Below are 26,763 nucleotides of genomic sequence, written 5' to 3' on the forward strand. Positions count from 1 at the left end.
CGGATTCGCCGGTATTTTCCGGCGAATCCGCGCGTTTCCGGCGATTTCGGTGGGCTGGCCTACTTCTTGGCCGGGGCCTTCCGGGCGGGCGCCTTGCGGGCCGTCGTCGTGCGCTTGACCGGGCCCTTGGCCCGCTTTTCGGCCAGGAGTTCGACGGCCTGTTCCCTGGTCAACTCCTCGACCGAGGTGCTGCGCGGCACGGTGATGTTGGTGATGCCGTCGGTGATATACGGGCCGAACCGGCCCTCCTTCACCACGATGTTCTTCTCCGAGACCGGGTCCGGTCCGAATTCGGCCAGCGGGGGCACGGCGGCACGGGCGCCGCGCTGCTTGGGCTGCGAGTAGATCTCCAGCGCCGCCTCGAGCGTGATCGTGAAGATCTCCTCTTCGGAGCCGATCGAGCGGGAGTCCGTGCCCTTCTTCAGGTACGGGCCGAAGCGGCCGTTCTGCACCGTGATCGGGTTGCCGTCGGCGTCCTGGCCGAGCACGCGGGGCAGGCTCATGAGCTGCAGGGCCTCGTCCAGCGTGATGGTGTCCACGCCCATGGACGCGAACAGGGATCCGGTGCGCGGCTTGGCCTTGACGGGCTTCTTCGCCGGCTTGGGCTTGCCGTTCTTGTAGTACTCAACGGGCTGGTTGGCCAGCTGTTCCTCGGTCATCTCGGGGATGATCTCGGTGACGTAGGCGCCGTAGCGGCCGTTCTTGGCCACGATGGTGTGCCCGGTATGCGGGTCCGCGCCGAGGACGCGCTCCTCCGGGGCGGCGGTCTCCATGAGTTCAACGGCCTTGGCGGCGGTGAGCTCATCCGGGGCCAGGTCCTCCGGGACGTTGGCGCGGGCCGCTTCAACCACTTCGCCGGTCTCGGGATCCACCGTCGCGGTGGAGCTTTCCAGGTACGGGCCGAATTTGCCGACCCGGAGTGTGATCGCGTCCGTGATGGGGATGGAGTTGATCTCGCGGGCATCGATCTCACCGAGGTTGTTCACGATGCTCAGCAGGCCGGGCTCGGAATCCTCACCGAAATAGAAGTGCTTGAGCCAGGCTGGTCCGGCCGCCTGGCCGTTGGCGATCTTGTCCAGGTCGGCTTCCATGTCGGCGGTGAACTCGTAGTCCACATAGTCATGGAAGTGCTGCTCAAGGAGCCGGATCACCGAGAACGCGATCCAGCTCGGGACCAGCGCGGAGCCCTGCTTCCGGACATAGCCGCGGTCCTGGATCGTGGAGATGGTGGAGGCATAGGTCGACGGGCGGCCGATGCCCTTCTTTTCCAGCTCCGCAGTCAGCGAGGCTTCGGTGTAGCGCGGCGGCGGCGAGGTCTCGTGGCCGACGGCGACAATATCGGTCGCGGTGAGCGCGTCGTCCTTGGCCACGTTGGGCAGCCGGCGTGCTTCCTCGGACTCGTCATCGCCGCGGCTTTCGTCCTTGCCTTCTTCGTAGGCGGCGAGGAAGCCGGGGAAGGTGATGACGGTGCCCGACGCCGAGAATTCGGCGTCGCGGCGATCGGCCGGGTTGCCAACAGTCACGGCGCCGAGGCGGATCGTGGCCGTGGAGCCCTTGGCATCAGCCATCTGCGAGGCGACCGTGCGCTTCCAGATGAGCTCGTAGAGCCGGAATTCGTCGCCCGAGAGCTGCTTGGCCACCTGGGCCGGCGTGCGGAAGGAGTCACCGGCGGGTCGGATGGCCTCGTGGGCTTCCTGCGCGTTCGCTGCCTTGCCGCTGTAGACCCGCGGCGACTGCGGCACGTACTCGGGGCCGTACAGCTCGGAGGCCTGGCGCCGGGCGGCCGTGATGGCCTCGTTGCTCAGCGCGGACGAGTCCGTACGCATATAGGTGATGTAGCCGTTTTCGTAGAGGCGCTGGGCCACCTGCATTGTGCTCTTCGAGGAGAAGCGCAGCTTGCGGCCGGCCTCCTGCTGCAGGGTGGAGGTGGTGAACGGCGCGGCCGGCCGGCGGGTGTACGGTTTGGTGTCGACGGAGCGGACGCGGAATTCGGCGTCCTGCAGCCCCGCGGCGAGCGAGGCGGCGAGTTCCTCGTTGAGGTGGACGGCGTTGCGCGAGGTGAGTTCGCCGTTGTCGTTGAAGTCCCGGCCGCTGGCGACCTTGGCGCCGTCGACGGCGGCGAGTTTGGCTTTGAAGGAGCCGGAACCGGCGCCGAACTGGCCGGTGAGGTCCCAGTAGGAGGCGGCCTTGAAGGCCATCCGCTCGCGTTCGCGGTCCACCACCATGCGGGTGACGACAGACTGCACGCGGCCGGCGGAGAGGCCGCGGGCCACCTTGCGCCAGAGCACGGGGGAGATCTCATAGCCGTAGAGCCGGTCCAGGACGCGCCGGGTCTCCTGGGCATCCACCAGGTCCTGGTCGACGTCGCGCAGGTTGTCCATGGCGCGGTGGATGGCTTCCTTGGTGATTTCGCCGAAGGTCATCCGGTAGACGGGAACCTTGGGCTTGAGCACTTCCAGCAGGTGCCACGCGATGGCCTCGCCCTCGCGGTCCCCATCGGTTGCGAGATAGAGAGCGTCGGCATCTTTGAGCTGGGCCTTGAGCTCGGCAACCTTTTTCTTCTTGTCCGAGGACACCACGTAGTAGGGCTTGAAGTCGTTGTCAATGTCGACGGCGAACTTGCCCAGCGGGGTCTTCTTCAGTTCCGCGGGGAGCTCCGAGGGCTGCGGAAGGTCGCGGATGTGACCGATGGAGGCCTCCACGATGAAGCCTTCGCCGAGGTACTTGGCGATGGTTTTGCTCTTGGCGGGAGACTCCACAATCACGAGTTTCTTGCCGGTTTTGGCCTTGCTTGGCACGGTGCTCCTACAGAAAAAGGTGGCTCGGGCAGATGCGCCCATACCCGCCTAGTTCACCATATTTTGCAGAATCCCGCGCATCCGGCCGGAAATGGCGGCCCCGCGGAGGTGGGTTCCGGCCGCAATATGACCGCGTGTCCGGCGGCCTGTGACGACGCTCCGGCTGCAAGATCCGGCGGTGCCGGCGGCGGGCTCAGGCCTTGCCGGCGGCCGGTCCGCGGTCGTCCGGAATCATCGACCACATCGTGGCCATGCGTTCGGCGCCCTCGGGCACGTGGTCCGGATCTTCGAGTTCGTAGTCTCGCAGAAGGTCGAAGACCCGCCGCGTCAGTTCGGCCCGCTGGTCCGGCGTCAGATACAACAGGTTGCTGGCAAGGACCACCGAGGACGGACCGTCCGCGGTGTCGCCGTTCTCGCGGCGGGCGTTGCGGGCCTGGGCGTACGCACGGGCCCGGCGGCGGTAGGCGTCGAGCTCGAGGTCCAGGACGGCGAGCTCCGGGCTGGCCACTCCCCCCAGCGAGTGGATGGTGAAATCGGTGCCGGCGGCCTTCCAGCGCCGCTCCCGGGCGTCCCCGGCGGTGGCTGCGGGAACCACGATGCCCCACTTCTGCAGTGCCCGCAGGTGGTAGCTCATGGCACTGGGAGTCAGGCCGGTCTGCGCAGCAAGCTCGGTGGCCGTCCGGCTCGCCTGGGTGGAATACAGTTCGGAAATGACCTCCAGCCGGGCGGCGTGGGCCAGGGCCCGGATCGCCTTCGGGTCAGTGATTTCCACTTGCTTCTCCGGACGGTGCCGGCGCCTGGCGGCCGGCGGAGCCGTGGACTCCGCCGACGGGGTTTCTGCGTTCACTCCTCCAGTGTATCCAGCCTCTCCAAACTATGAAAGAAATGCTTGACATCTATTCCAGGCCCGCGCTACTTTCCTGTTTATGAAACAAACACTTCATAAATCGTCCACTTCCGCATCAACGGCGCAGCCCCTGTGGCGCAACCGCGACTTCCTGCTCGCCGGCACCGCCCGGTTCGTGGCAACGGCGGGGATGGGCGCCGTCGTCGTCAGCGTCATGCTGCACCTGCAAAACGCTGCCGCCGCCGGCGAAACGCCTGTCGCCTGGCCCTGGCTGGTGGCCGGGTACCTGCTGTGCTCGGCGCTGCCGCTGGTTCTGCTGGCCCCGTGGGCCGGCCGGCTCGCCGACACCATGGATTCCCGCACCTTGGCGACGGCTAGCTCCGCCGTCAGCGCCGCCGCCGTAGCCGGCATGGGGCTGGGCATGCAGTACCTGGAGAACTATCTGCCTGTGCTGTTTGCCATGACGTTCCTGCTCGACGCGGCGCAGGCTGTGGCCGGACCCACCTGGCAGGCCCTGCTGCCGCGGATCGTCGGCGAGGACCGCACCCCGCGCGCCATGGGCACCATGCAGGCGACCATCATGATCGCGGGCATGGCCGGTCCCGCCGCGGGCGGCCTGCTCAGCGGCTGGGGCGGGACCGGACTGGTCTTCGCCGTGGCCAGCGGCTGCTACGTTGCCATGGGGCTGGGCGCCCTGCTGATCCGGACCCGCCGCGGCACGGCGGCCGAACGGGCCGGCAAGGCGAAGCCCGCGCTGCTCGACGGACTGCGCCTGATCCGACGGGACAGCCTGGTCTGGGCCCTGGTCCTGGGTGCGATGTTCTTCATCGTCGTCGGCGAAGCCACCAACGTGCTCGAGGTGTTCCTTGCCCGCGACGAACTTGGCGCCACCGAGACGCAGTACGGCCTCCTGTCCGCAGCCTTCGGCCTCGGCATGGCGGCCGGGGCGGCGATGGCCGGGAGGATCACGGCGCCCCGGGTCCGGCTGCGCGTGCTGCTGGCCTCCATGGCCGCAGCCTCGGCCTTCCTGGTCCTGACGGGGGTGGTCCCCAGCGTGGAACTGCTCTTTGTGGCCTACACGGGGACGGGGGTGGCCTGCGGCGTCCTCAACGCCTGTTTCGGGGCCATCGCGATCCTGCGGATTCCGGAAAGCGGGCGCGGCCAGGCGATGGCGATCGTCGGCGGGATGACGCGCGCCGTTTCCATTGGCGCGCTGGCTCTGGGCGGGCTCATGGGCGCCCTGGTTCCGGTGCGCGCCAGCTTCGTGCTCACCGGGGCGGCCGGGGTGCTGGTGGCCCTGGCCCTGACCGCGTACGTGCTGCCGCGGTTTGGCCGGGAGGACGCCGGCGAATCCGCGGCGGCTCAGGCGGCGGCTGAGGCGGCGGACGCCGTCTCAGCCGGGCAGCAGGAAGCCGTCGCGAACCAGGTTCCCCACTTCCTCGAGGAGGCCAGCGCGGAACTGCGTGGCGTCAAACCCCTCGTAGCCTCCCAGCAGCGCCTCGAGGGCGCCGATGATCTGCCCGACGGACAGGTCGCCGTCGCACGCTGAGACGAAGCCTGCCAGTTCCGTACTGAGCAGGTTGGTGCGGCGCAGCCCGGCACCCTGCCGCAGCAGGATGACGCCGGGGTGTTCCGCCCCCGGGCGCTGGTGCCGTTCTTCGGTGACGTCCTCGGCGACGAGCAGGTGGGCGGCAGCCAGATCATGGGCGGCCAGCCAGTCGGCGCGTTCGACGGCGGCGCCCAGCTGTGGCCCCACCGGCTGTTCGATCGGGTACGTGATCTCCTCGAAGCGGGAAAGCACCCGCCCGGCGCCGTCGGCGGGCCGCCGCAGCCAAATCATGCCAAAGCCGATCCCGGCCACATTGCGCGAGGCGAAGTCATCGAGGTAGGCCGCGTAAGAGTCCTGGTAGAGCCGGCGGTCGCGGTTTTCCGAGGCGTCCTGCAGCCAAGTTTCGGCATACTGCTCCGGGCCCACCTGCTCGCGCTGGATGAACCAGACGTCGGCGGCCGGGCTGGCCCAGCTTTGGGGCCGCTCGGTCCAGCCGGCACCCGCCGTGATCTCCCAGTTGCCCAAGAGCTGGGCCGTTCCGCCCGGGGCAAGGACAGAGGGCAGCGCGCGGACCAGTGACGACACAATCTCGTCCCCCGGCAGGCCGCCGTCGCGATACGTGAACTGGTCCGTGGCGGCCTCGCCGAGGCTGCGCGGCGTAATGACGAACGGCGGGTTGGACACCACCAGTTCGAACTCCTCCTCCGCGACCGGTTCCAGCAGCGACCCCAGCCTCAGGCTGACGCGGGCGTCGAGGTCGGCCGGGTCCAGGTGCAGCGGGTCGGCGTTGAGCAGAAGGTTGAACCGGGTGAACGCCAGTGCGCGTTCGGAAATGTCCGTGGCGGTCACATGCTCGGCATGGTGCAGCAGGTGAAAGGTCTGGATGCCGCAGCCTGTGCCGAGATCGAGGGCCCTGGCAACATGGCGGCGGGCGGTGACCTGGACCAGGGTGGTGGAGGCCTGCCCGATCCCCAGGACGTGGTCGTGGCGGAGAACGCCTGCGCGCTGGTGGGCGGCGAGGTCGCTGGCCACCCAGAGGTCTGCTCCGCCATCACCGGCACCGTCCTCCCCCACGGTCGGGTCCCAGCCGTAGGGCCTCAGGTCCACCTTCGCCTGGACCAGGTCCCCGCCCGACGGCTCCACGAGGCCGAGTTCCATCAGCCCCTCCGTGCGGATGCCGGGGAGGGCGGCGTCGAGGGTCTGCGCGCGCTGCGGCTCGGACAGGAGCCAGAGACGCACGACGCCGGCGAGCGCCGCCGTCGCCGGCTCCCCGAGGGAGCGCCCGGTGACGATCAGTGCAGGGATGAGCTGGTCCCGGCCGAGGGCGGAGTGCGCAGCCTCGCCGAGCAGCTCCGCAACCCCGTCCACGGTGTAGCCAACGGCGCGCAGGTCCCCGGCCAGGGCCTCGAGGCGGCCTGGGAGGTCGCTCCGCGGGGCGTCCGGAGTGTTTCCGGCTGTGAAGGGGGTTGAGGGAGCCTGGGTTGAACGGGCCGGCGTTGAGGGAGCCGGCGCGGCGGGGCCTTGCGCTGAGGAAGTCACCGGACAAGTTTAGTCCCGGGGTTGGTTCCGTGATTGGTTCCGGGATTGGTTCCGGGCAGTGCGGGTCCGGCTAGAGCTCGGTCTCCGCATAGATTTTCAGGGCGTCCCGGACAACGGCCGCTCCGTCGGCACCGCCGTAGTTCGCGGCGAACCGGGGGTCGGCCACATACATCTCGCCGAGTCCCGTCACGTACCCCCTAATGTCCGGACCTGCCCCGTTGTTGCCACCTGTGGGGCCGCCTGCGGCAGGTGACGCCGCCGGGGTGCCGGGGATACCCCGGAGCCATTCGACGTGGCGCCGGGCCAGGTCCTGCGCCTGAGGGCTGTCAGCCAGGACCCCCGACTGCGCAGCGGCCGTCCAGTCGGCGCCAAGCTTCCGGGACTGCTCCGTCCAGGCAGCCTTCTCCTCGGCCCCCATGCCGCGCCACCAGGTGTCCGACGTCGCATAGGCATCCTTGCCCCACCGCTGCTGGACTTCCTCCTGGTACTTGGTGTGGTCGAAACCGTCGAACATTTCCTCCGCCATGATCTTTCCCCCCGTTTGCAATGCCTCAATGGTGTGACGGACCGAAGCAATCTGCCGCCCCAGCCTGTCCTGTTCCTGCTGCAGCCATGCCAGATGCCGGCGCAGTGCATGCTCCGCGTCCGACTCGTTGCCGAGCACCTCTGCGACCGCCGGCAACCCGAGCCCCAACTCGCGCAGGAGCAGGATCCCCTGCAGGCGGACCAGGGACTCCTGGCCGTAATACCGGTAGCCGTTATTGCCGGTACGGCTGGGCCTGAGCAGGCCAATGTCGTCGTAGTGACGCAAAGTCCGGCCGGTGGTGCCGGCCAATTTCGCGATCTGCTGAACGGACCAGTCCATGCCTCCACCTTCCTGTTCCCTCGGGCCTGTTCCCTCTGGCCTGTTCCCACTAACTTCGGGTGTGCTGTTGCCGTGCCGACCGGCGTCAGCCGGCCCGTCTTACGACTCTAAACTTTGACGCAACGTCAAAGTCAAGGGTCCGCGGGAGAAGGCGCCTGGAAGGTCCGTGCGGCCGGACGCGAGCCTGCGGGACGGTAAGTTTGAGGCATGGTTTCCCCTTCCTCCCACGCCCCGGCTTCACGGCTGCTCCGGCGGACGCTCACAGGTGCGGCTGCCGCCGTCGTCGTACTGGCCGCGACGGCATGTTCCCCGACCGGTTCGGTTGAGAGCGCCGACGTCCCGGCGTGGAAGGCCACCGCCCTGCCCCCGGTCCCCGGGACGGTGCTGGAGGATGCCGGCAAAATCCTGAACCGGAATCCGATCGTCCGGGCCGCTTCCGGCGTGCCCGCCGGCACCTACACGCTGACCATGACGTGCGACGGCGGCGGCAAGGCGTTCTTCGCCGTGAGCCTGGACGGCAGCCAGCTGGCCGAAGCAGGAGCCGCCTGTAACGGCAGCCGCGAAACCGCCCGCATCAAGGTGCCGGCCACGGGCGAGGTTACGCTCAGCACGTCCAGTGTGGATGCCCCGCTCATCTACGCCTACCACCTGGCAGCATCCGAGTAAGAACGGCCCGCAGCCTGGGCCCCGGGGTCCGGCCCAGTGCCCCTCTGATGGGCCGGGCCGACCCGGTCCTTTGGCCTCTGGCGTTTGATCCGAGGCAGCCCTAATCTCAGGGTATGCCAACTGTGCCGGCCAGCAGGGTGCCGCGACGGCGCACCCCGGCGGCCGCCGTGGTGCTCTCAGTTGCGGTGTTTCTCGGGGCGGTCCTGTCCGGCTGCGAATACGAATACAGCGCCGACCACTGGGACGATGATTCGCCCACCGCTGCCGCGCCGCCGAGCACTGACGCCGCCCTGCCCCGGGACCCCCACCTCAACGAGCCGGTGTCGGGCGCGGAGCTGGACGCCTGGGTCCATGACGTGCTGCCCGACGCCGCGGGGCAGGTCTTCCATACGGGTTTCGGGACGCTGGAGGCCGACGAGGAGCGGATAGAGAGCACCACCCTGCTGCCCCAGGGCACCTACGCCCTGACCCTGGCTTGCCGGAGCACCCGCCGGGTGTCCTTTTCCATCGAGAACGGTGAGGACGAACTCGTGGACCTGAGTCTCCGGTGCGGGACGACCAGGGTAAACGTGGTGCATCTGGCCGCAGCTGCCTCGCTCTCGATCAAAGTCGATGCGAACGGACCGGCGAACTTCGCCTACCGGGTGAGCCGCATCTGAGCGTTCCCCGCCGGCCAAAAGCCCGGATCGTGCCCTAGGCCGCGCAGCCTTCGGGGCATCGCAGGGTTTCGGGGCTGGCGGCGCACTCGGCGCAATAGAGCGTCAAGGTCCGGCAGCTCGGATTCGAGCAGTTTTCGAATTTGCTCGTGGGCGCCGAACAGCGGACGCACTCGCCGATGGTCTTGGCGTCCCCGCTGAACTCGAGGTGCATGCGCTTGTCGAACACGTACAGGGAGCCTTCCCACAGGCCCTGGTCCTTGAAGGCCTCGCCGTAGCGGACGATGCCGCCGTCGAGCTGGTAGACCTCCTTGAACCCGCGGTTCACCATGAGGCTCGAGAGCACTTCGCAGCGGATGCCTCCGGTGCAGTAGGTGACAACAGGCTTGTCCTTGAGGGCGTCGTATTTGCCCGAGTCGAGTTCTTTGATGAAGTCATGGGTAGTGGCGACGTCGGGGACCACCGCGTCTTTGAACTTGCCGATCTGGGCCTCGAAGCCGTTGCGGCCGTCGAAGAACACCACCTCATCGCCCTGCTGCTTCTTGGCTTCAATGAGTTCGTGCAGTTCCTCGGGCTTGAGGTGCGTTCCGCCGCCCACCACTCCGCCGGCGTCGACTGTGAGCTCGCCCGGGGCGCCGAAGGATACGATCTCGTCCCGCACCTTCACGCTGAGCCGCGGGAAGTCTGCCGCACCGCCGTCGGACCACTTCACGTCGATGTCGTGGAATCCCCTGTACTCCCGCGTGGCCTTGACGTACTGCTTCACGGCATTCAGTTCGCCGCCGACCGTGGCGTTGATGCCGTCCTTGGAAAGGATGATGCGGCCGGTTAGCCCGAGTTTTTCGCACAGGGCCCGCTGCCAGAGCCGGACGGCGTCCGGGTCAGCGAGGGGGGTGAATCCGTAAAAGAGCACAATCCTGTTCAAAGCCACGCTTTTAAGGGTACTGGCTGGAACGGGGGGCCGGGCGACAGTCACAATTGGATAAGCAAGCGGCCTTCCCCCGACCCGGCCACTGTTGCTTGCGGCACGGCTGGAATACGCTCATCACATGAGTCTTGACGCCATGGTTGAAGACACCACCCACCTGCTGGAAGTCTGGGTTGCCGGATGGGCCGGCTGCCGCGGATATGAGACGCGCAGGGAGGGACGGTTCCCCGCGGCCTTTCGCGCGGACACCACCCACGAATGGGAATACTTCGCCTACGATCCCTCCGATGAGGAGTTCGCGGCGCTAGCAGCGAAGGCAGCTGAAGTTCCGGCCAGAGTCCTCACGGTCCTCACCAACGATGTGGCCCGGTACACATTCCTGGGACAGCGGCACGGCATCCACGTCACCTCGGCTTCCCAGACCATGATGATCGTGGACATGGAGACTCAGGATTCGGAAGACCCCTGGCTTTCGGACGATGACCTCAAGCTTGCGACGTCCCGGACGGACGGGGTCCACCACGCGGTGGTCAGCGCAGGCGAGGAGGTCGCGGCCAGCGGACGCGTTTTCGTGGTGGGACACACCGCCATCTTCGACAACATCGTGACTTCACCGGCGTACCAGCGGCGGGGGCTGGGCAGCTTCATCATGAAGGCCCTGGCGGCCCAGGCGTTCGAACACGACGTCGACTCCGGGCTGCTGCTCGCCTCGCTGGACGGCCAAAAGCTCTATTCCCACCTCGGCTGGCGCATGGTGTGCCACGTCCTGATGTTGTCGACGTCGGACGAAGGGGCGGACCTGTCCGTCGGTTGAGGCGCTGCCCGCGTTTGCCGCCCGGGAACGGGCGCCCGGGGCAATCTGCCGTCCGCTGGGCGCCCCTGCGTGCTTTCCGTGTGGCCGGACGCCGAACCGAAGCCGCAGTGGCTGCCGGGCGGGCGATTTGAGGCCGGATGAAAGAATATGTGAGTGAACCCGCATGAGTCCTTGATTCCGTTGCTGGGCCGAGGCCCGGACCCGGAACAGCTGCGTCATGTGCGGACGATCCCGGCCCGCGAGGCCGTCAATGCGCCGTGGCCGGAGTGGTCCCACCCGGATCTCGTGAACGCGTACGGTTCCCTGGGCATCCACGAGCCCTACCTTCACCAGGTCCAGGCCGCCGAGCTGGCCCACGCCGGAGAGCACGTGGTCATTGCCACCGGCACGGCGTCCGGCAAGTCACTGGCCTATCAGTTGCCTGCCCTGGACGCGATCCACCGTTCCGAGCTCAGGGTCCTGTCCGATCCCGGGAAAATCCACGACGACGGCGCCGTGACCCTCTACCTGTCCCCCACCAAAGCACTGGCCGCCGACCAGCTAGCAGCGATCCGGGCGCTGAAGCTCCCCACCGTCCGTGCCGAAACCTACGACGGCGACACCGATCCCGCTTCCCGGCGCTGGATCCGGGACCATGCGAACTTCATCCTCGCCAACCCTGACATGCTGCACTTCGGCATCCTCCCGAACCATGCGTGGTGGGCCAGGTTCTTCAGGCGCCTCCGCTATGTGATCGTGGATGAGGCCCACAGCTACCGCGGAGTCTTCGGCTCCCACGTCGCAAACCTCATGCGCCGGCTGCGTCGAATCTGTGCCTACTACAGCCCCGGCGGCTCGCATCCCGGACCTGTGTTCATCGCGGCGTCCGCCACGGCCTCTGACCCCGAGCAGTCCTTCGGCAGGCTGATCGGCGCACCAGTTCGTGCCGTTTCCGAAGACAGCTCCCCCCACGGGTCCACCACCGTGGCGTTTTGGGAACCTGCACTGACAGAACTCCGGGGCGAAAACGGTGCCAAGGAGCGCCGGACCGCCGTCGCCGAGACCGCCGACCTGCTGGCCAACCTGGTGTCCTCCCGCACCCGGACTATCGCATTCATCAAGTCCAGGCGCGGGGCAGAGACAATTTCCGCCATCGCCAAGCGCCTCCTCGACGAGGTGGACCCCAGCCTGCCGCAGCGTGTGGCCGCCTACCGCTCGGGCTACCTGCCTGAGGAGCGACGGGCGCTGGAAAAGGCTCTGCGCTCGGGTGAACTGTTGGGCGTCTCGAGCACGTCGGCGCTGGAACTGGGCATCGACATTTCCGGACTTGACGCCGTGCTGGTCGCAGGCTGGCCGGGCACCCGCGCGTCGTTGTTCCAACAGATCGGCCGGGCGGGCCGCGCCGGCCAGGACGCGATCGCGGCCTTCGTGGCCAGCGACGACCCGCTGGACACGTATTTGGTGAACCACCCCGAGGCGATTTTCGACGTCTCGGTGGAAGCCACGGTCTTCGATCCCTCCAATCCATATGTCCTGGGCCCGCACCTGTGCGCCGCCGCTGCGGAACTTCCCCTCGGATTCGCCGAATTGGAGCTCTTCGGGGCCACGTCGGAAAAGCTGCTGGACCGGCTGGTTCTGCAGGGCTACCTGCGCAAACGGCCGGCCGGATGGTTTTGGACCCATCCGCAGAGTGCCGCCGCCATGGTGAACCTCCGGGCCGACGGCGGTGGGCCGGTGAGCATCGTGGATGCCGAGACGGGCTCCTTGCTCGGCACCATGGATTCGCCCCAGACCCATTACCAGGCCCACACCGGCGCCATCTACGTCCACCAGGGCGACAGCTACGTGGTGGAGGACCTGAATGAGGACGACCACTGTGTGATGGTGCGCCGGGCGAACCCCGACTACTACACCACCGCACGGGACGTGACCCAGATCGAGGTCCTCGAAACGGAACGCACCACCCAGTGGGGCGATGTGGCCGTGCATTTCGGCGATGTGAAAGTGACAACCCAGGTGGTTTCCTTCCAGCGCAAGGCATTGATTTCGAACGAGATCCTCGGCGAAGAACCCCTGGAACTGGGCGCCAGGGACCTGTTTACCAAGGCGGTCTGGTTTGTCGTGGACAACCGCTCGCTGACCGGCGCCGGGCTGATCGAGGCACAGTTCCCCGGAGCCCTGCACGCTGCCGAGCACGCGGCCATCGGCCTCCTGCCGCTCGTGGCTTCCAGCGACCGCTGGGACATCGGAGGAGTGTCCACGGCCATTCACGCCGACACCGGGGTGCCCACCATCTTTGTCTACGACGGCCATCCCGGCGGGGCCGGTTTTGCCGAACGCGGCTACGACAAGGCCAGGTTGTGGCTGACCGCCACCCGCGACGCCATCAAGGCCTGCGAATGCGAGTCCGGCTGCCCCTCCTGCGTCCAGTCACCCAAGTGCGGCAACAAGAACAACCCGCTCGACAAGGACGCTGCCGTGACACTGATCGACGTGCTGCTCAAAGACGCCAGCGAACTGATGCATGCCGGCAACCCCGGCACTACGGCGTCCGCGGCCGTGACGTCGGGAGATAAGCCCGCCCAACCGCTCCGGGCCTGAACCTCGCCCCGGCCGCACTTCGGCGGCGCACGGCGGTGGCACGCCGGCGGGGCCAGCCGCGGGCAGATTCGCGGCTCCTGGCATCCGGCAGGGAAGGGGGAATTACTCACGGTGTACTCCCGCTCCCCGGCGCAGGGGGCGGTCCCGCTCGGGCCAGCCCCGTGGCCACCCCGAGGAACGGTCCCGCGCTAAGCTCGGTGCGGACCTGGACCGTGGTGTCCGGGCCTTCAGAACAGGCAATCATCGCGGCGTTGTTCTTCAGAGCAACCTCCCTGGCCACTGCGCAGGGCTCGCCGGACGTGATTCCCCGTGCCGCGTCCGCGGCGGCCAGCGCCGCGAGATCGGCAGCCGCGGCAGCCCTTGACGCCGCGACGGCCGATTGGGCAAGAAGCAGCAGCAAGACCACAGCCATGATGACGACCAGCCCGAGTCCCAGGGCCAAGACGGTCCCCGAGCCCCGCTCTGAAGGCAGGCAGCGGTGCGGGGCACGGACGGGAGCCGGATTTCGGGGCCGCGGCCGGTGGGCCCGGGCATGTGCGGCCGGCATCAGGTGTCCTGCCACGGGGTAGGGGATGCACCATCCAGCCGGGGCTGTTGTGCCGCGCCGGGGGCCTCCGAACGCGCCCACGCACTGGCGCTGAGTGCCCACGGAATCAGGGACCCGACTGCCCCGGGGACGCGGCCGGTAACGGTGACCCTGCGCCATTCGCCGTCGAGCGTCACCTCGGATCCTGCAGTTTCGCCGGCGAGCCGTCGGACAATCTCTCCGACTTCGCCGGCCCCGGCTCCCCTCGCCAGTGCACGGGCACCGCCGCGGGCCGCTTCCTCGACGCGGAGTTGCGTCACCCCGGCCGCCGAACCCGCGAGCAGCAGGGCGAGCAGCAGGACGACCGAGGGCAACGCCACGGCGAACTCGGCAGTGACGGCCCCGCGGCACTCCGTGGTTGGCGGCGGCTCCCCCCTGTGCGCACTCCTTTCAGCGCGCCAGATTTCGTTCATGGCAGCGTGAGCGCTGTCCGGATGAGGTTCAGGAGGAAACCGCGGACCTCATCGCTGCGCATGATGAAGACGAGGACCCCGGCGAACCCCACGGCAGCGAGGGTTGCGATGGCATATTCGGCGGTGGCCATTCCCGCCTGCGCGGACGCCGGCCCGGAGCGTCCGTGCGGTTGAACGGGAACCACCGAGCTGGCGCCGGGATAGATTTCATACACCTCGGCACCGCCGCCCTCCCCCGAATCCATGCGATTTGCGGCGGTGCGATTTGCAGCGGGTGTGTCCTGATTGATTGACATCTGTTTTCCTTCCACGGGACACCGGCCTGATCGCCGGCTGATTCGACTCTCCCGGCTTGGGCGTTGCGCCGTAAGCCCGCGTCTGCGCCAAGTGGAAAACATGCCCGAAGGTGGCGGCGTGGCCTGCTGTGGAGGAGAACTGGCCGGCGGTCACCGGGCGGCCAACGGACCGCAAGGCACCGGCCAGGCCGTGCCCGGCTCGCCACAGCACTGAACCCGAGGGGCTGCGGTCCGTACTGCGACGACAGTCTCTCGGGTTCAGTTGGGTGTTCAGAACTTCACGTAGGCCTTGCTAGGGGAGGAAGTACCCCGCGAGGTCGGCGATGAACTGGGCGGATCCCCCGGACCGGTTGAACAACGCCACCTTTCCGTCAGGACCGAGCGGGACCGAGACCAGGTTCGGTACGGTCTGTCCGGTGGCGAAGTTCAGGTTGGACGCATTGGGCCGTGCTGAGCCGGCCGGGTAGGCGGTGGCGAAGCCGAAGGACTTGGGCGAGGTGACCGTCAAGTTGAAGACAGCTGCCAACGCACCTGCCGGTACGCCGCGGGCCCCTGCGACCTGGAAGGACACCGGCGAATCCGCTGCGACCGAGAAGGTGTTCCGGGTATCCAGGATCCGAAGTGGTCCCATCGCCTTGAACGCACCCGTAGCAGTGGGCGTTCCCGGCAGGTAGTACCCTGCCACGTCGGCGATCAGGTGAGTCGTACCGGAGGACCTGTTGAACAGCGCGACCTTTCCGTTAGCACCCACGGGCACCGTGACCAGGTTAGGCACCGTCTGGCCTGCGGAGAAGTTCAGGTTGGACGCGTTGGGCCGCGCCGTTCCGGAAGGGTAGGCGGTCACGAAGCCCAGGGAACGTGCCTGGGTCACCGTCAGGTTGAACACCACCGCAGATACTGATGCCGGGATTCCGTTGACCCCCGCGACCTGGAAGGACACCGCTGAATCCGCACCGACAGCCGATGAGTTCCTGGTGTCCAGAAGCCGGGCGGGAGAAACGCCCTTGAACGAGCCCGCAGTGCTGGGCGTTCCGGTGACGTAATAGCCCGTCACGTCGGCGATCAGCTGGGACGATCCCGAGGACCGGTTGAACAGCGTGACCTTTCCGTTGGCGCCCACGGGGACCGTGACCAGGTTGGGCACAGTCTGCCCGGCGGAGAAATTCAGGTTGGACGCGTTGGGACGCGCTGTGCCGGACGCGTAGGCGGTGATGAATCCGACGGAGCGCGGTTGCGTCACAGTGAGGTTGAAGACGACGGCGGACACTTGGGCAGGGATGCCGTTGACCCCCGCGACCTGGAACGACACGGCAGAATCCCTAGCGACAGGAGAGCCGTTCCGGGTGTCCAGGACACGGGTGGGAGCGATGGGATTGAACGTTCCCGGAAGCTGGCCACCGGCCTTGCCGGCCTTGATGACGACGTCGTCAATGTAGCTGTCGCCGGCCTGCCGTCGGTGCTCCGCGCCGAGTTGCATCTTGGTGACGGCGTTAAAGCGGGTGGCGACCTGTTTGCTGGAATAGACGGTCTTTCCGTCGAACAAGACCTCGACCGTGGAGGAGGCTCCGTTGGGAACGACGTGCATGACCAGATGATGCCACGTGCCGAGCGGGACGTTCACCTTCATCGGCGTGTATTTCAGTGTTCCGTCAGGCGCCGCCACGCGCAGCCACAGGGCGCCGGCAGCGCCGTTATCGCGGAAGACATCCACGAACCGGGTGTTCCCGTTGAAGAAGCGGAAGTAGGGGACGTTGTTGCCCGCGACGCCTGGCTTGGTGACGTTGAACCAGCCGTCGGCGTAGACGTCGTTGCTGCCGGCAGGAAGCGGCGCGGAGAAATTGGCCAGGGAACCGGCCGCCGTCGTGACGTGAACATGGGCCGAGCAGCGGCCCGAGTGTTGCTCAGCGGAGGAGACATCGGCCGTGCCGGTCCCGGCCGTGGCTGGCGCGCTGAAGCCTGCGGTCGTGAGGCTTCCCGACTCGAAGTTCGTGGCAATCACCGTTGTGCCCGGGAATTGGTTGGTCGGTTGCGGCGCTCCCGGCTGGCAGGTCGGCACGGCGGCGGACGCCGGACTGGCACCGACCACCAAACCGGCCAACACTAGTAGGTTGAGCGCTGCAATCACGCCCGTTTTTTGCAGTCGAATCATTGATCTGCCCCCCTGGCATGGCTCCCACACGGTACGAGACCCCAGTAACTCCGGGATTCGAGGCGCCATGGAAGCGCTGTGAGTAGCCGACGCACGAGACCGCTCATACTCCGACGGTGCCTGCCCCAACGGTATCCCCCAGCAACTTGAATAAACCTTGGGCCCCGGCGCTCCCCCGGGCCGGCGGCGTCAGGCCGGGAGCAGCCCCAGGAGGACGGGCACCACGCCGAGGCACACAAACGCCGGCAGGGAGCACAGGCCCAGCGGCACCACGAGTTTCACGCCGAGCGCCGCCGCACGCTGCTCGGCAGCCCTGTTGCGTTCGCGGCGAAGCCGGGCCGCCTGGGCATAGAGGAGCGCCGAGGAGGGGGCGCCGGTGAGAGCGGCGAAGCAAAGGGCGTCACGCAGGGCGAGGAGCTGGTGCGCCCGGGCCCCCGAACTGCGCCATGCGGTGTCCCAGTCGGCGCCGATTGCGAGTGCCGACACAACCGGCCGAAGCTGCCGCCCGAGTTCCGGTGGCACCAGGGCGGCGACGAGTTCGAGGGACCGGCCAAGCCCGGCTCCTGCATCCAGCATGGCGCCGATCAGTTCCAGCATCATGGCGGTATCCCGCAGACCTGGGAAGCTGTGACGTCCGTGCCGGCCGGCGTCGGGGGGCGCCGGGCTTCGGGCGGCCGGGTCAGCCGCGGCCCGAAATTGGCGCCGGAGCCGCCGGCGGACACGGTCCGGGCGGGCGAGGACCACGATGACTGCACCGGCGAGGCCCGCGGCCACCACGAATCCGGCCAGTTCGGGCCTCACGGCAGCCGCGGCGTCACGATGAGGATTCCGCCGCGGCCCGGACGAGCCTTGAGGACCACAGCCGGCCGACGGCGGTCAGCGCCAAACCTGCGGCCAACGCCGCGATGCCCCAGGGGTTTGTCAGCAGTGTCGCCACCGGATCCACGCCGAGCAGCAGGCCCAGAGCCAGGCCCGACAGCGGGAGCCAAGTCAGCAGACGGACAGTTGCGCGGGGCCCAGCCAAGGCGGTCTGCCGGGCGGCCTCGGCGTCGTCCTCCGTCTCAAGGTGGGCGGCAAAGCGCGCCAGGACATCGGCCAGCGGGCAACCGCTGGCCTCGGCCGTGTCAAAACATGCGGCGAGCTCGCCCCAGACGCGAACCTCGCGGCGGGCCCGCACGCCCACGGCCCCCATGCCTGCGAGGGCGGTGCCCTCACCCGCTGATCCGCCGGAGACCTCGCGACGGATGGCCGCGGCCACGGAGGACCCGCGCAGGGCGGCCGCGCGCGCGGCCGCAAGGATCCTGAGGGACTCCTGGCCGAGGACCGCTCCGGAGTCTGCGCGGGCCCGGTCGCGGGCGGACCCGTGACCCGCCATGTGGCCCGCGGACCCGCCCCGCGCAGCGTCCCCGCCGTACAGGACCCACAGTTCGTCCCACAGCCGGGCGGGGATGCGTCCGCCCTTCAGCAGCGCGGCCAGCTGCTGGACCACGGCGGTCATTGGGACGGGTCCGGCGCCTGCGGATCCTCCACCGCGCACACGGCCGAATCTCTCACGGTCACCTCGCCGGCGGGATCGCGGCTGCCCGTCGGCGGCGGAACTTCCCGTGCCGGTTCCTTGCAATGCCCTGCCGGTACGCTGACCGGCCGCGCGCGGGGAGGGAAATGCCAGCCACACGGCCAGGGCCAAAGCGATGATCAGGAGGGCGGTCATGGCAGCGTCCATGCCCTCGGGGGTTCCTGTCCGGAACCCGGCGGCCGCTCGGCCGGCCGCGCCTCCTCTAGCTCGGAGGGGCCGGCCCCGGCCAACCCGGGATCCAGGCCGAGACGGTGCGCCAGCTGCGGCCAGGCCCGGCCGAAGCGGAGGCGGCCCTGTCGGATCTCCAGTGCGGCGGTGACGGCCAGGCCCGAGTCGTCGGCCTCCATAATTCCAATGCTCGCGATCTGGCGCCCGGTTTCCGTCCGCTCGACATGCACGACGGCGTCGATCGCACTGGCGACCTGCAGCCGTACCGCGTCCTGGCCCATGCCGGCGAGCGCGCCAAGGGCCGCCAACCGGGCAGGCACAGCCGCGGCCTCATTCGCGTGGATGGTCCCGCCGCCTCCGGTGTGGCCGGTGTTCATGGCCGAGAGCAGCTCGCGGACCTCAGCGCCGCGGCATTCGCCCACCACGAGCCGGTCCGGCCGCATCCTCAAGGCCTGGCGGACCAGTTCGCCCAGGTCCACGGCACCGCCGCCTTCCAGGTTTCCGTGCCGGGATTCCAGCGAGACGACGTGCGGGTGGACCGGATTCAGTTCCGCGGCGTCCTCAATCAGGACGAGCCGCTCCCCGGGGTGGCAGAGTCCGAGCAGCGTCGCCAGCAACGTGGTTTTCCCGGAGCCGGTGGCCCCGCTGATGAGGAAGCTCAGCCTGGACGCCACCATGCGCTCGAGCACGGATTGGACCAGGCCCCCGACAGTCCCGGTCCCGAACATGCCGTCGCGCCTCAGTTCGGGCAGGGAGAAGACTGTGGCGCGGCGGATGCGCACACTCAGGAGCGTTCCGGCCGTGGAAATGGGCGGCAGCACCGCATGCACCCGGTAGCCGCCGTCGAGCCGGACGTCGACGCACGGCGAACCGTCATCCAGGCGGCGGCCGCCGGCTGCCACCAGCCTCGCGGCGAGGGCCCGGATCTGCGGCTCCCCGGAAAAGACGACCGACGCCTTTTCCAGACCGCCGCCGCGGTCCAGCCACACCGAGTCCGGCGCGTTGACAAAGATGTCCGTCACGGCGGGGTCCCGGGTGAGGGGCTGCAGGGGGCCCAGGCCGTTCAGTTCGGCGCTGATGCTTTCCACCGCAGCCAGGGCGCCGGCCGTGCCGAGCAGCCGTCCGCTCGCCTGGACCGCGGCAGCGACCCGCGACGGGGTCACCGGGGAGGCATCTGCCATGACAGACTCGCGCACGGACTCCAGCAGCGTCTGGTCGAGAAATCCCTGCGAACGGCGGCGGCCCGGTGCGCGCCGGGTGGGCTGTTCGGTGTCGGCGGGTTCCGCGGCCGCATGGGCACTCATGAGTCATCTCCTCCGTTCAGGTCAAGGACTCCGGCGGCGAACCGGCGGACGGCGCGCTGCCGGCCGGCTTCCAGAAGGCGGCCGAGTTCAGTTGCTCCGGCCAGACCCCTGATGTCCGGCATGATGCCCTGAAGGACAAGCCCCACGGAGTCCGCTAGCAGCGGCGCTTCCAAGGCGGCGCCGGGACTGGCCCGGACCACGAGCGCCGTGTCCACGGGAGGCAGCTCCTGCAGCAGCCAGGCTGTGGCGACGGCGGCCCGCAGCCGGGCGGGCGCAACAACGATAACCCGGTCGCATTCCCCGGCGAAGGCCCGGAGTGCCTCCCGATCCCGGCCAATATCCAGTACGACCAGCTCGCAGCCGCGGCGGGCGGCATCGAGAACCGCGGCCACGGTGCTCGCGTCCACACCGGCGGCACGGTCCCGGGTCCCCGGCCACGACAGGAAGGAGAATCCGCCGGCGACCGGCAGCGCATCGTCCAGCTGGGCGGGGTCGATGCTGCCGCTCACCCCGGCCAGATCCGGCCAGCGGAGCCCATGGGCGTCCTCGGCGGCCAACGCCAGTTCCAGGCCGCCACCCCAGGGGTCGCCGTCGATCAGCAACACGCGGATCCCGGTTCCGGCGGCGGACTGGGCGATCCAGATGGCGGCCGTCGTGGCCCCGGCACCGCCGCAGCCGCCTGTGAGACCCAGCACGAGTCCACCGGCTTCCGGCGCGCGGGACCTGCTCAGGTGTTCCGCCAGCCAGGCGGCCGCGTCCGGCAGCACCGCGACGCGTTCGGCCCCGATGGAGGCGGCCAGATGCCACAGCCCGTCCCCGTCGCCTTTGAGGCCGAGCAGCACAGCAGGGGCCCTCCGCCGGGGCGGCAACTCGCGGATGTCGCTGCCCACCAGCACGGCGGCCGCTGCGTCCCAGAACGGTGCGGCCTCGGCAACGTCCTGCACCGTCCGCAACTGGCCGCCGGCCGCAGCGACGATGCGTTCCACCTCGCTGCGCAGCACATCGACCCCGGTGACGAGCAGGGTTTCCGCAGAATCCCCGGGGATCCAGGGCCCCGGCCCGGGCGGGGGCGGCGTGCCTGGACCACGTTCCTGGTGCCTGTTCATGCTGCCACTTTGCCCGGGCCGGAAGCGCAGCGTAACCGCCGTCGTGGGCTATGTGGACAAGCTTCGCGGCTTTCCTGCACCCGAGACCAGGAAATGCGCACGGACCACGCCCCGGAGCAGGGCAGAATTGACCCTATGTACCTGCTGCTCGCTGCCCACGCCGACGGCGCGGCGCTGCAGCAACTCGCGGCGGATGGTGTCCCTGAACCGTCCAATCCGGAACCCCGGGTTGTCAGGGCCGGCGACCTCGCCGCAGTTGTGCGCGGGCTCGAGGAGCGGCAGCCGCGTTGGATCTGGCACCGCACGCAGGACTGGTACCCGGCGCTGCTGGGCGCCGGGGTGGAACTCGAGCGCTGCTACGACCTCACGTTGTGCGGGTCGATCCTGGCCCACTCGGAGTTCACCGCCCACACCGGCTATGCGCAGGCGGCGGAGAAGCTGACGCAGGATGACGAGCTGCACCAGCCGCCGCGGGGCCTGCAGCCCCCCGCCCCGCCGCCGGAACAGGGTGCCTTGTTCGACGCCCCGACTCCTGGTCGGCGCCCCGGCCAGTCCCTTGAGGCTCTTCGCGCCGAGTACGCCGCCCAGCAGGAGGCGCTGAGGCAGGCGGGGTCGGCCGCGGGCACGGCGATCGTCGCCGACGCCGGCCGGCGCCAACGGCTGCAACTGCTGCTCGCTGCGGAATCCGCCGGGGCCATGATCGCGGCTGAAATGCAACACACCGGCGTCCCGTGGCGGGAGGAACTGCACGAGCGGATTCTCGCGGATCACCTCGGACCCCGCCCGGCTCCGGGCCAGCGTCCGGCCAAACTCGAATCGCTCACGGCCGAACTCCGGCTGCTGCTGAAGTCGCCGGCGCTGAACCCGGACTCCCCGCAGGAGCTCATGCGCGCCCTGCACCGCAACGGCATCGAAGTGAAGACCACCCGCCAGTGGGAGCTGAAGGAATCCAGCCACCCCGCGATCGTGCCGCTGCTGGCCTACAAGAAGCTGGCCCGTCTCCACGCTGCCAATGGCTGGGTGTGGCTGGATACGTGGGTGAAGGACGGCAGGTTCCAGCCCGAGTACGTGGTGGGCGGCGTGGTGTCCGGCCGGTGGGCGTCCCGGGGCGGCGGGGCGCTGCAGATCCCGCGCCAGGTCCGCGGCGCCGTCCACGCCGATCCCGGCCACAAACTGATCGTTGCCGACGCCTCGCAGCTGGAACCGCGGGTGCTGGTGGCGCTGGCGCAGGATTCCAAAATGGCCGAGGCAGCCCGGGACAAGGACCTCTATGCGGGCATTGCCGCACAGGGCTTCGGCGGCGACCGGGCCAAAGCCAAGGTTGCCCTCCTCGGGGCAATCTACGGGGCGACCACGGGCGAGTCCGGACGGCTAATGCCGCAACTGGCCCGCACCTACCCCCGCGCCGTGGGCTTCGTCGAGCAGGCTGCCCGCGACGGCGAAGCCGGCAGGACCGTCACCTCTCGACTGGGCCGGAGCAGCCCGCCGCCGTCGGAACGCTGGCTGCAGAGCCAGCACTCCACCACCGCGGAAGAACAGCGCCGGGCGGACTCAATCGCACGCTCACGCGGCCGCTTCACCCGGAACTTCGTGGTCCAGGGCTCGGCCGCTGACTGGGCGGCGTGCTGGCTCGCGGAACTGCGACGCCGGCTGCGCGCCATGCGGTCGGACGGCGCAGCCGCTGGCGAACTGGTGTTCTTCCTCCACGACGAAGTCATGGTCCACTGTCCCGAATCCGCCGTCGGTGACTGCATCAAGGCGATCGAGGAGTCCGCAACTGCCGCCAAGGAGCTGTTGTTCGGCCGCATTCCGGTGGAATTTCCGGTCAGCGTGGCCGTCGTGGACTCGTACGACAACGCCAAATGAGTGACCGATATCACTGCCTGTAACGTACCGGTCGGTAGCGTTGTGTGGGCTCCGTCACCGGGCTACCCTCGAGAAGGCCGGCGAATTCCCGTACGAACCGCCGGCTATTGCAACGACGCAAGGGATATTGGGGAGGCACAGGTTTGGCTGGCACTTTTGAGATCGCGCAGGCTGGCGACAAGGCATATTTCTTCAGGCTGACGGCGGCGGATGGCACGGTAGTGGCCGTGTCCCCGCTCTTCAGCTCCATCAAAAGCGCGGCGGCGGGCATCAACGCCGTGCGCGAGAATGCCGCGACAGGCCTGGTTGTGGATCGTTCCGGTACGCACAGGCGAGTCGCCGCCAGCAGGGCAGGAGGACGGGCACTCGCTCCCCTTGCGGGCAGGGCGGTGGCCACCAGCTAGCAGTGCGGTGGCCTGCGGGCTTCACACATCGATCCCGTAGAGCCGCGCACGGTCCCAGGGAACGGCCCAGCCCAGCTGTTCAAAAAGCTGGTTCAGGATCATCCCGGTAAAACCCCACACCACCACGCCGTTGACGGTGAAGGCGGGGCTCTGGAACGTCTGTCCGGCCCGGCTGACCGTTGCCATCACCCGGTTGTCCGGGTCCAGCAGGTCCCGGACCGGAACACGGAACACCTGCGCGGATTCACCGTAGTCGACCACCCGGACGGGCGATTGGGCGGCCCACCAGGCCAGGACCGGGGTGACCAGGAAATTTCCCCGGGGCAGCGCCAGTTCAGGCATCACGCCGAGCACGTCCACGCCCGCAGGGTTCAGCCCGGTCTCCTCTTCCGCCTCGCGAAGGGCCGCATCGACCACGGATTCACCCGGGTCGATCCCGCCGCCTGGAAACGCCACCTGTCCGGGATGGTCCTCCAGGGTTTGGGCCCGCTGCAGCAGCAGCACGTCCAAATCGGCGGGAGCAAGCAACTTCTCGGACAACGCCGGAACGTTGTCCAGCGCGCCAAAGAGCATGAGCACGGCGGCCCTGCGGACCCGCTCGCCGGGTTCGACGGCGAGTTCCCGCCAGCGCGGATCCGGGGCCGGCGCCGTCCCCGCCTCCACCGCGGCAACGAGGTCGGCGAGGTCCTGGCGCGCGGTCACGGCTGCTTCCTCTGCGATTCCATCCGGATTTCGGCGGCGCGGTGTGTCTCGGCCCGCAACCGGGCCAGCAGCTCCTCCTGCCCGGGGGCGAGTTCGTACTTCAGCAGCTTCTTTGCCTTCTCCGGGTCGGTCTCGCCGGCGCCGTAACTGGGGCACCAGTTGGCGACGGCGCAGGCGCCGCAGGCCGGCTTGCGTGAGTGGCAGACGCGGCGGCCGTGAAAGACGACGCGGTGCGAGAGCATGGTCCAGTCCTTCGGCTCGAACAGCTCAGCGACGTCGGACTCAATCCGGACCGGATCATCGGACTCCGTCCAGCCAAAGCGCCGCGCCAGGCGGCCGAAGTGGGTGTCCACCGTGATGCCCGGGATGCCGAAGGCATTGCCCAGCACGACGTTCGCGGTTTTCCGCCCGACGCCGGGCAGCGTCACCAGGTCCTCCAGCCGGCCCGGCACCTCGCCGTCGTACTCGTCCACAAGCCGGGTGCACAGCGCGAGGAGATTTCTGGCCTTGGCGCGATAGAAACCGGTGGGCTTGATGATGGCCTCCAGCTCGGCCGGATCCGCCTCCGCCATCCGCCGCGCATCCGGGTAGCGCGCGAACAGCAGGGGCGTGATCTGGTTGACCAGCACGTCCGTGGTCTGCGCGGACAGCACGGTAGCTATCACGAGCTCGAACGGGCTGCGGAAGTCCAGCTCCGCGTGGGCATAGGGGTACTGTTCCGCGAGTTCCCGGTTGATCCGGCGCGCGCGGCGCTTGAGCGCCAGGACAGACTCCCCGGACGCCCCCGGCGCACGGGTCTTGGCGCTCCCAGAGTCCGGGGTGCCGGATACCGTGCTGCCGGATGCCGTGGTCACGGGGGCGGGCTAACCGCGTTCGATGTTGCTGAGGTCCCGCAAAACGCCGAGCCGGCCGTCGGTGTGCTGAACCAGGAATTCGTTGCCGCGGTCCTCAAGGGCAAGGACCCAGCCGCCGGGTTCAATGACGAACGCCGGGGCCCCGGTGCGCTCGTCGACGGCGGTGCGGGGCTGTGCGACGGCGAACCAGAACGCCTCGTGCACCGGGTGGACATCGTGCTCCGCGGGCCGGCTCGCGGGATCCACGGTGGCGCCGATGGGCTCCTGCGCCCGGACCTGCTCCTGGGGCCGGACCTGGGGGTTGACGGTGGTCGGCGCACTGCCGCCGGCAGCCGCCGGGACGCCGGCAGCCTGGGTTTGCTCAGCGGCGGGCGGGGTCTGCGCAAGGGGTGCCGCGGCACTGGCGGCAGCGGCACCGGCAGGGGCAGGGACGCCGGCAGTCCGGGTCTGTTCCGCGGCGGCCGGGGCCGGCACGGCGGACGGGGCCGACACGGCGGACGGGGCCGGCGTCGACGGCGTTGACGCGCCCGCCGGCGCTGCAGCAGCCGCGCCGGCTGCTGGTACAACGCCCGAGATCTGGGTCTCCGGCGCGCTGGGAGCCGCAGCCCCCGGGGCCGCAGCGGATGCCGCGCCCGCGGAAGGGGTCCCGGCTGAAGGTGCCCCGACTGAAGGCGCGGCCGGTGAAGTTGCCGCCGGTGCGGCTGACTGGCCGCCGGTGACCGGGCCGGCGGTGGCCGGGCCGCCGCTGGCCGGGCGCTTGGCCCAGCCCGCGGCCGCCCCGGACTCGGCCGCACCGGATACGGCTGCCCCGGATGCCGCCGCCTTGGATGCACCTGTTCCCGCGGAGTCCTTGGCTGTTTTGGGCTGCTTCGGCGTCTTGGGCGCACGGGGCTTGTGCACCGGGGCGACAGCTTCACGGGCCACGACGTGGGCAGGCGTTTCCTCGCGGCCCAGGAAGTCACCGGCAAAGAACGGGATCCAGCGGGCCAGCACCGTGGCCGCGAAGAGCCCCAAGGCGCCAAGGAGCGCTATCAGCATGCTCGGCACGAACGCCCCGGCGGCGGCAAGGAAGAAGAAGGCCAGCGTGAAGGACGCCACGACGGACGCGAACTGGTCGATCGACAGGGAGCCGATCCGGATCTTGGTCGACGGGCTGAGGCGGCGGGCCACGAACAACGCGGTGACAATGAGCGGAAGCACGATGCCCAGGCCCAGGAAGAACAGGCTGCCCAGGTTCCACAGGTTGTAGGCGAAGGCGAACATCGGAATCAGCGAGGCGATGAAAAGAAGCAGCGTGGAGCCGAAGACGGTCAGGTCACGGATGGTGAAGGGACCGAGGACGGCTTCGTTTTTCTTCCCGGTCTTCTTGTCCACCGTGAAGCGTGGCGCATCCCCGAACCCGGCGGGCCCCGGCTGCGCCGTTCCGCCCTGGCTCTGGGCGGGCGCCCGGAGCTGCCCGTTGTCTTGCTCGTTCATTCCGTATCTCCTTAGCATGGCGGCGCTCTGGACAGCGCCGTCTAACGGCAGGCAAGGACAGTACCCAAGCGGGTCCTGTCGCCTCCATCGGATGTCACAACTTCATCTCAGCCTAGCCAAGTGGCTGGCCGATCACTAGCTGACAAGCCGAGGGCGGACACAGCAGAATTCTCCGGCTTTCCGAATCCCGGACGCTTGCGCCGGGCCGCCGTCCAGGGCCGCCAACGAACCACTCGGCGCTTAACAAACACCGCTCACGGCGCTGTTTGTGACGGGGCGCACGTTTGGTCGGACCCGCGTATTAGTGTTTATTCCAGACAGCTCCAGCGGGCACTGCCGCGGTCTGCCGCCGCCCGACGCCGCGCATGCGGCCCGGCGTGGAGGCGACGCGCAGGCCGCGCAGCCCGGATCGATGAATGATGAGGTTCACCATGTCCCAGCAGACACCAGGCTCCATGGCCACGCAGGCGGCCAACGGCGACGCTTTCGAAAATCTGTCCCAGGAGAACCGCCGGTTCGCGCCTTCGGCCGAGTTCGCGGCGAATGCGGTGGTCACCGCCGGCGAGTACGCCGAGGCCGACGCCGACCGCCCCGCGTTCTGGGCGAAGCAGGCCCGGGGAC

General features: G+C 68.9%; 23 protein-coding genes and 1 pseudogene. 8 read left to right on the forward strand and 16 right to left on the reverse strand.

Going from position 1 to position 26,763, the window contains the following annotated elements; all coding sequences use genetic code 11:
• Window positions 1-59: 59 nt before the first annotated feature.
• Window positions 60-2,798, reverse strand: coding sequence for a type I DNA topoisomerase (gene topA, locus MRBLAR12_RS12720; RefSeq protein WP_364746478.1), 2,739 nt, complete (start codon window positions 2,796-2,798; stop codon window positions 60-62).
• Window positions 2,799-2,991: 193 nt separating this feature from the next.
• Window positions 2,992-3,645, reverse strand: coding sequence for an ArsR/SmtB family transcription factor (locus MRBLAR12_RS12725; protein ID WP_364746480.1), 654 nt, complete (start codon window positions 3,643-3,645; stop codon window positions 2,992-2,994).
• A gap of 79 nt (window positions 3,646-3,724) precedes the next feature.
• Between MRBLAR12_RS12725 and MRBLAR12_RS12730 the strand changes: the two are divergent.
• Window positions 3,725-4,981 (forward strand): annotated as a pseudogene (locus MRBLAR12_RS12730) (MFS transporter); the annotation flags it as partial.
• A gap of 57 nt (window positions 4,982-5,038) precedes the next feature.
• Here the strand turns inward: MRBLAR12_RS12730 and MRBLAR12_RS12735 are convergent.
• Both MRBLAR12_RS12735 and MRBLAR12_RS12740 read right to left on the reverse strand, forming a co-directional pair.
• The gene (locus MRBLAR12_RS12735; protein WP_364746506.1) at window positions 5,039-6,595 is read right to left on the reverse strand and encodes a DUF7059 domain-containing protein; all 1,557 of its coding nucleotides are present in this window, start codon (window positions 6,593-6,595) and stop codon (window positions 5,039-5,041) included.
• Between the two features lie 208 nt (window positions 6,596-6,803).
• Window positions 6,804-7,598 (reverse strand): MerR family transcriptional regulator, encoded by a 795-nt coding sequence (locus MRBLAR12_RS12740; protein ID WP_364746482.1) that lies wholly within the window; start codon window positions 7,596-7,598, stop codon window positions 6,804-6,806.
• Between the two features lie 207 nt (window positions 7,599-7,805).
• Here MRBLAR12_RS12740 and MRBLAR12_RS12745 point away from each other — a divergent pair, with 207 nt between their 5' ends.
• Complete coding sequence (locus MRBLAR12_RS12745) at window positions 7,806-8,264, forward strand: hypothetical protein (RefSeq protein WP_364746484.1); 459 nt, start codon at window positions 7,806-7,808, stop codon at window positions 8,262-8,264.
• Window positions 8,265-8,377: 113 nt separating this feature from the next.
• Window positions 8,378-8,923: a DUF6023 family protein gene (locus MRBLAR12_RS12750; RefSeq protein WP_229993713.1), complete on the forward strand. Its 546-nt coding sequence runs from the start codon at window positions 8,378-8,380 to the stop codon at window positions 8,921-8,923.
• 34 nt (window positions 8,924-8,957) lie between these two features.
• Here the strand turns inward: MRBLAR12_RS12750 and MRBLAR12_RS12755 are convergent, their stop codons facing one another.
• Window positions 8,958-9,851 (reverse strand): rhodanese-related sulfurtransferase, encoded by an 894-nt coding sequence (locus tag MRBLAR12_RS12755; protein WP_364746486.1) that lies wholly within the window; start codon window positions 9,849-9,851, stop codon window positions 8,958-8,960.
• A gap of 118 nt (window positions 9,852-9,969) precedes the next feature.
• On the opposite strand from MRBLAR12_RS12755, the gene MRBLAR12_RS12760 reads away from it, so the two are divergent.
• Together MRBLAR12_RS12760 and MRBLAR12_RS12765 are read left to right on the forward strand one after the other, a co-directional pair.
• Window positions 9,970-10,662 (forward strand): GNAT family N-acetyltransferase, encoded by a 693-nt coding sequence (locus MRBLAR12_RS12760; RefSeq protein WP_364746487.1) that lies wholly within the window; start codon window positions 9,970-9,972, stop codon window positions 10,660-10,662.
• A gap of 153 nt (window positions 10,663-10,815) precedes the next feature.
• The gene (locus MRBLAR12_RS12765) at window positions 10,816-13,242 is read left to right on the forward strand and encodes a DEAD/DEAH box helicase (RefSeq protein WP_364746489.1); all 2,427 of its coding nucleotides are present in this window, start codon (window positions 10,816-10,818) and stop codon (window positions 13,240-13,242) included.
• A 106-nt stretch (window positions 13,243-13,348) separates the two neighbouring features.
• Here MRBLAR12_RS12765 and MRBLAR12_RS12770 read toward each other — a convergent pair whose 3' ends face one another.
• The 8 genes from MRBLAR12_RS12770 to ssd all read right to left on the reverse strand — a co-directional run bounded on the left by MRBLAR12_RS12770 (window position 13,349) and on the right by ssd (window position 20,840).
• Window positions 13,349-13,789, reverse strand: coding sequence for an Rv3654c family TadE-like protein (locus tag MRBLAR12_RS12770; RefSeq protein ID WP_364746491.1), 441 nt, complete (start codon window positions 13,787-13,789; stop codon window positions 13,349-13,351).
• On the reverse strand, window positions 13,789-14,241 hold the full coding sequence (locus MRBLAR12_RS12775; RefSeq protein ID WP_229993709.1) for a TadE family type IV pilus minor pilin: 453 nt from the start codon (window positions 14,239-14,241) through the stop codon (window positions 13,789-13,791). Before MRBLAR12_RS12775 ends, MRBLAR12_RS12770 begins: the two co-directional genes overlap by 1 nt.
• A complete protein-coding gene (locus MRBLAR12_RS12780) occupies window positions 14,238-14,537 on the reverse strand; it encodes a DUF4244 domain-containing protein (RefSeq protein ID WP_229993708.1) in 300 nt (99 codons plus the stop codon). The genes MRBLAR12_RS12775 and MRBLAR12_RS12780 overlap by 4 nt, the downstream gene beginning before the upstream one ends.
• A gap of 292 nt (window positions 14,538-14,829) precedes the next feature.
• Window positions 14,830-16,536 (reverse strand): LamG domain-containing protein, encoded by a 1,707-nt coding sequence (locus MRBLAR12_RS12785; RefSeq protein ID WP_229993707.1) that lies wholly within the window; start codon window positions 16,534-16,536, stop codon window positions 14,830-14,832.
• A gap of 339 nt (window positions 16,537-16,875) precedes the next feature.
• Entirely contained in the window at window positions 16,876-17,487 is a 612-nt protein-coding gene (locus MRBLAR12_RS12790) for a type II secretion system F family protein (RefSeq protein WP_364746494.1), read from the reverse strand.
• A gap of 13 nt (window positions 17,488-17,500) precedes the next feature.
• A complete protein-coding gene (locus MRBLAR12_RS12795; RefSeq protein WP_364746496.1) occupies window positions 17,501-18,397 on the reverse strand; it encodes a hypothetical protein in 897 nt (298 codons plus the stop codon).
• A complete protein-coding gene (locus MRBLAR12_RS12800) occupies window positions 18,394-19,734 on the reverse strand; it encodes a TadA family conjugal transfer-associated ATPase (RefSeq protein WP_364746498.1) in 1,341 nt (446 codons plus the stop codon). The genes MRBLAR12_RS12795 and MRBLAR12_RS12800 overlap by 4 nt, the downstream gene beginning before the upstream one ends.
• Window positions 19,731-20,840 carry a septum site-determining protein Ssd gene (gene ssd / locus MRBLAR12_RS12805; RefSeq protein WP_364746500.1) on the reverse strand — a complete coding sequence of 370 codons (1,110 nt, stop codon included), beginning with the start codon at window positions 20,838-20,840 and terminating at the stop codon, window positions 19,731-19,733. The genes MRBLAR12_RS12800 and ssd overlap by 4 nt, the downstream gene beginning before the upstream one ends.
• Before the next feature lie 135 nt (window positions 20,841-20,975).
• Here ssd and MRBLAR12_RS12810 point away from each other — a divergent pair, with 135 nt between their 5' ends.
• A complete protein-coding gene (locus MRBLAR12_RS12810) occupies window positions 20,976-22,706 on the forward strand; it encodes a bifunctional 3'-5' exonuclease/DNA polymerase (protein ID WP_229993702.1) in 1,731 nt (576 codons plus the stop codon).
• A 143-nt stretch (window positions 22,707-22,849) separates the two neighbouring features.
• Window positions 22,850-23,110, forward strand: coding sequence for a YegP family protein (locus tag MRBLAR12_RS12815; protein WP_356815737.1), 261 nt, complete (start codon window positions 22,850-22,852; stop codon window positions 23,108-23,110).
• A 21-nt stretch (window positions 23,111-23,131) separates the two neighbouring features.
• Here MRBLAR12_RS12815 and MRBLAR12_RS12820 read toward each other — a convergent pair whose 3' ends face one another.
• From MRBLAR12_RS12820 to MRBLAR12_RS12830, 3 genes are all read right to left on the reverse strand, one after another.
• Complete coding sequence (locus MRBLAR12_RS12820) at window positions 23,132-23,812, reverse strand: NUDIX hydrolase (RefSeq protein WP_229993701.1); 681 nt, start codon at window positions 23,810-23,812, stop codon at window positions 23,132-23,134.
• Window positions 23,809-24,576 (reverse strand): endonuclease III, encoded by a 768-nt coding sequence (gene nth, locus MRBLAR12_RS12825; RefSeq protein ID WP_229993740.1) that lies wholly within the window; start codon window positions 24,574-24,576, stop codon window positions 23,809-23,811. The genes MRBLAR12_RS12820 and nth overlap by 4 nt, the downstream gene beginning before the upstream one ends.
• A gap of 99 nt (window positions 24,577-24,675) precedes the next feature.
• Window positions 24,676-26,142: a hypothetical protein gene (locus tag MRBLAR12_RS12830; RefSeq protein WP_364746502.1), complete on the reverse strand. Its 1,467-nt coding sequence runs from the start codon at window positions 26,140-26,142 to the stop codon at window positions 24,676-24,678.
• A 431-nt stretch (window positions 26,143-26,573) separates the two neighbouring features.
• On the opposite strand from MRBLAR12_RS12830, the gene MRBLAR12_RS12835 reads away from it, so the two are divergent.
• Window positions 26,574-26,763 (forward strand): hypothetical protein (locus tag MRBLAR12_RS12835; protein ID WP_364746504.1); only part of this gene is annotated, 190 nt, incomplete at its 3' end.

This window comes from Arthrobacter sp. LAR12-1-1.1, from assembly GCF_040676555.1.
Taxonomy (GTDB): Bacteria; Actinomycetota; Actinomycetes; order Actinomycetales; family Micrococcaceae; genus Arthrobacter.

Bases quoted from the DNA above. Each gene is read 5' to 3' on its own strand.
- MRBLAR12_RS12780 (WP_229993708.1), bottom strand. From the start codon at position 14,537: ATGTCAATCAATCAGGACACACCCGCTGCAAATCGCACCGCCGCAAAT.
- MRBLAR12_RS12810 (WP_229993702.1), top strand. From the start codon at position 20,976: ATGTACCTGCTGCTCGCTGCCCACGCCGACGGCGCGGCGCTGCAGCAA.
- MRBLAR12_RS12775 (WP_229993709.1), bottom strand. From the start codon at position 14,241: ATGAACGAAATCTGGCGCGCTGAAAGGAGTGCGCACAGGGGGGAGCCG.
- MRBLAR12_RS12745 (WP_364746484.1), top strand. From the start codon at position 7,806: ATGGTTTCCCCTTCCTCCCACGCCCCGGCTTCACGGCTGCTCCGGCGG.
- MRBLAR12_RS12770 (WP_364746491.1), bottom strand. From the start codon at position 13,789: ATGCCGGCCGCACATGCCCGGGCCCACCGGCCGCGGCCCCGAAATCCG.
- ssd (WP_364746500.1), bottom strand. From the start codon at position 20,840: ATGAACAGGCACCAGGAACGTGGTCCAGGCACGCCGCCCCCGCCCGGG.
- MRBLAR12_RS12830 (WP_364746502.1), bottom strand. From the start codon at position 26,142: ATGAACGAGCAAGACAACGGGCAGCTCCGGGCGCCCGCCCAGAGCCAG.
- MRBLAR12_RS12750 (WP_229993713.1), top strand. From the start codon at position 8,378: ATGCCAACTGTGCCGGCCAGCAGGGTGCCGCGACGGCGCACCCCGGCG.
- MRBLAR12_RS12795 (WP_364746496.1), bottom strand. From the start codon at position 18,397: ATGACCGCCCTCCTGATCATCGCTTTGGCCCTGGCCGTGTGGCTGGCA.
- MRBLAR12_RS12760 (WP_364746487.1), top strand. From the start codon at position 9,970: ATGAGTCTTGACGCCATGGTTGAAGACACCACCCACCTGCTGGAAGTC.
- MRBLAR12_RS12740 (WP_364746482.1), bottom strand. From the start codon at position 7,598: ATGGACTGGTCCGTTCAGCAGATCGCGAAATTGGCCGGCACCACCGGC.
- MRBLAR12_RS12800 (WP_364746498.1), bottom strand. From the start codon at position 19,734: ATGAGTGCCCATGCGGCCGCGGAACCCGCCGACACCGAACAGCCCACC.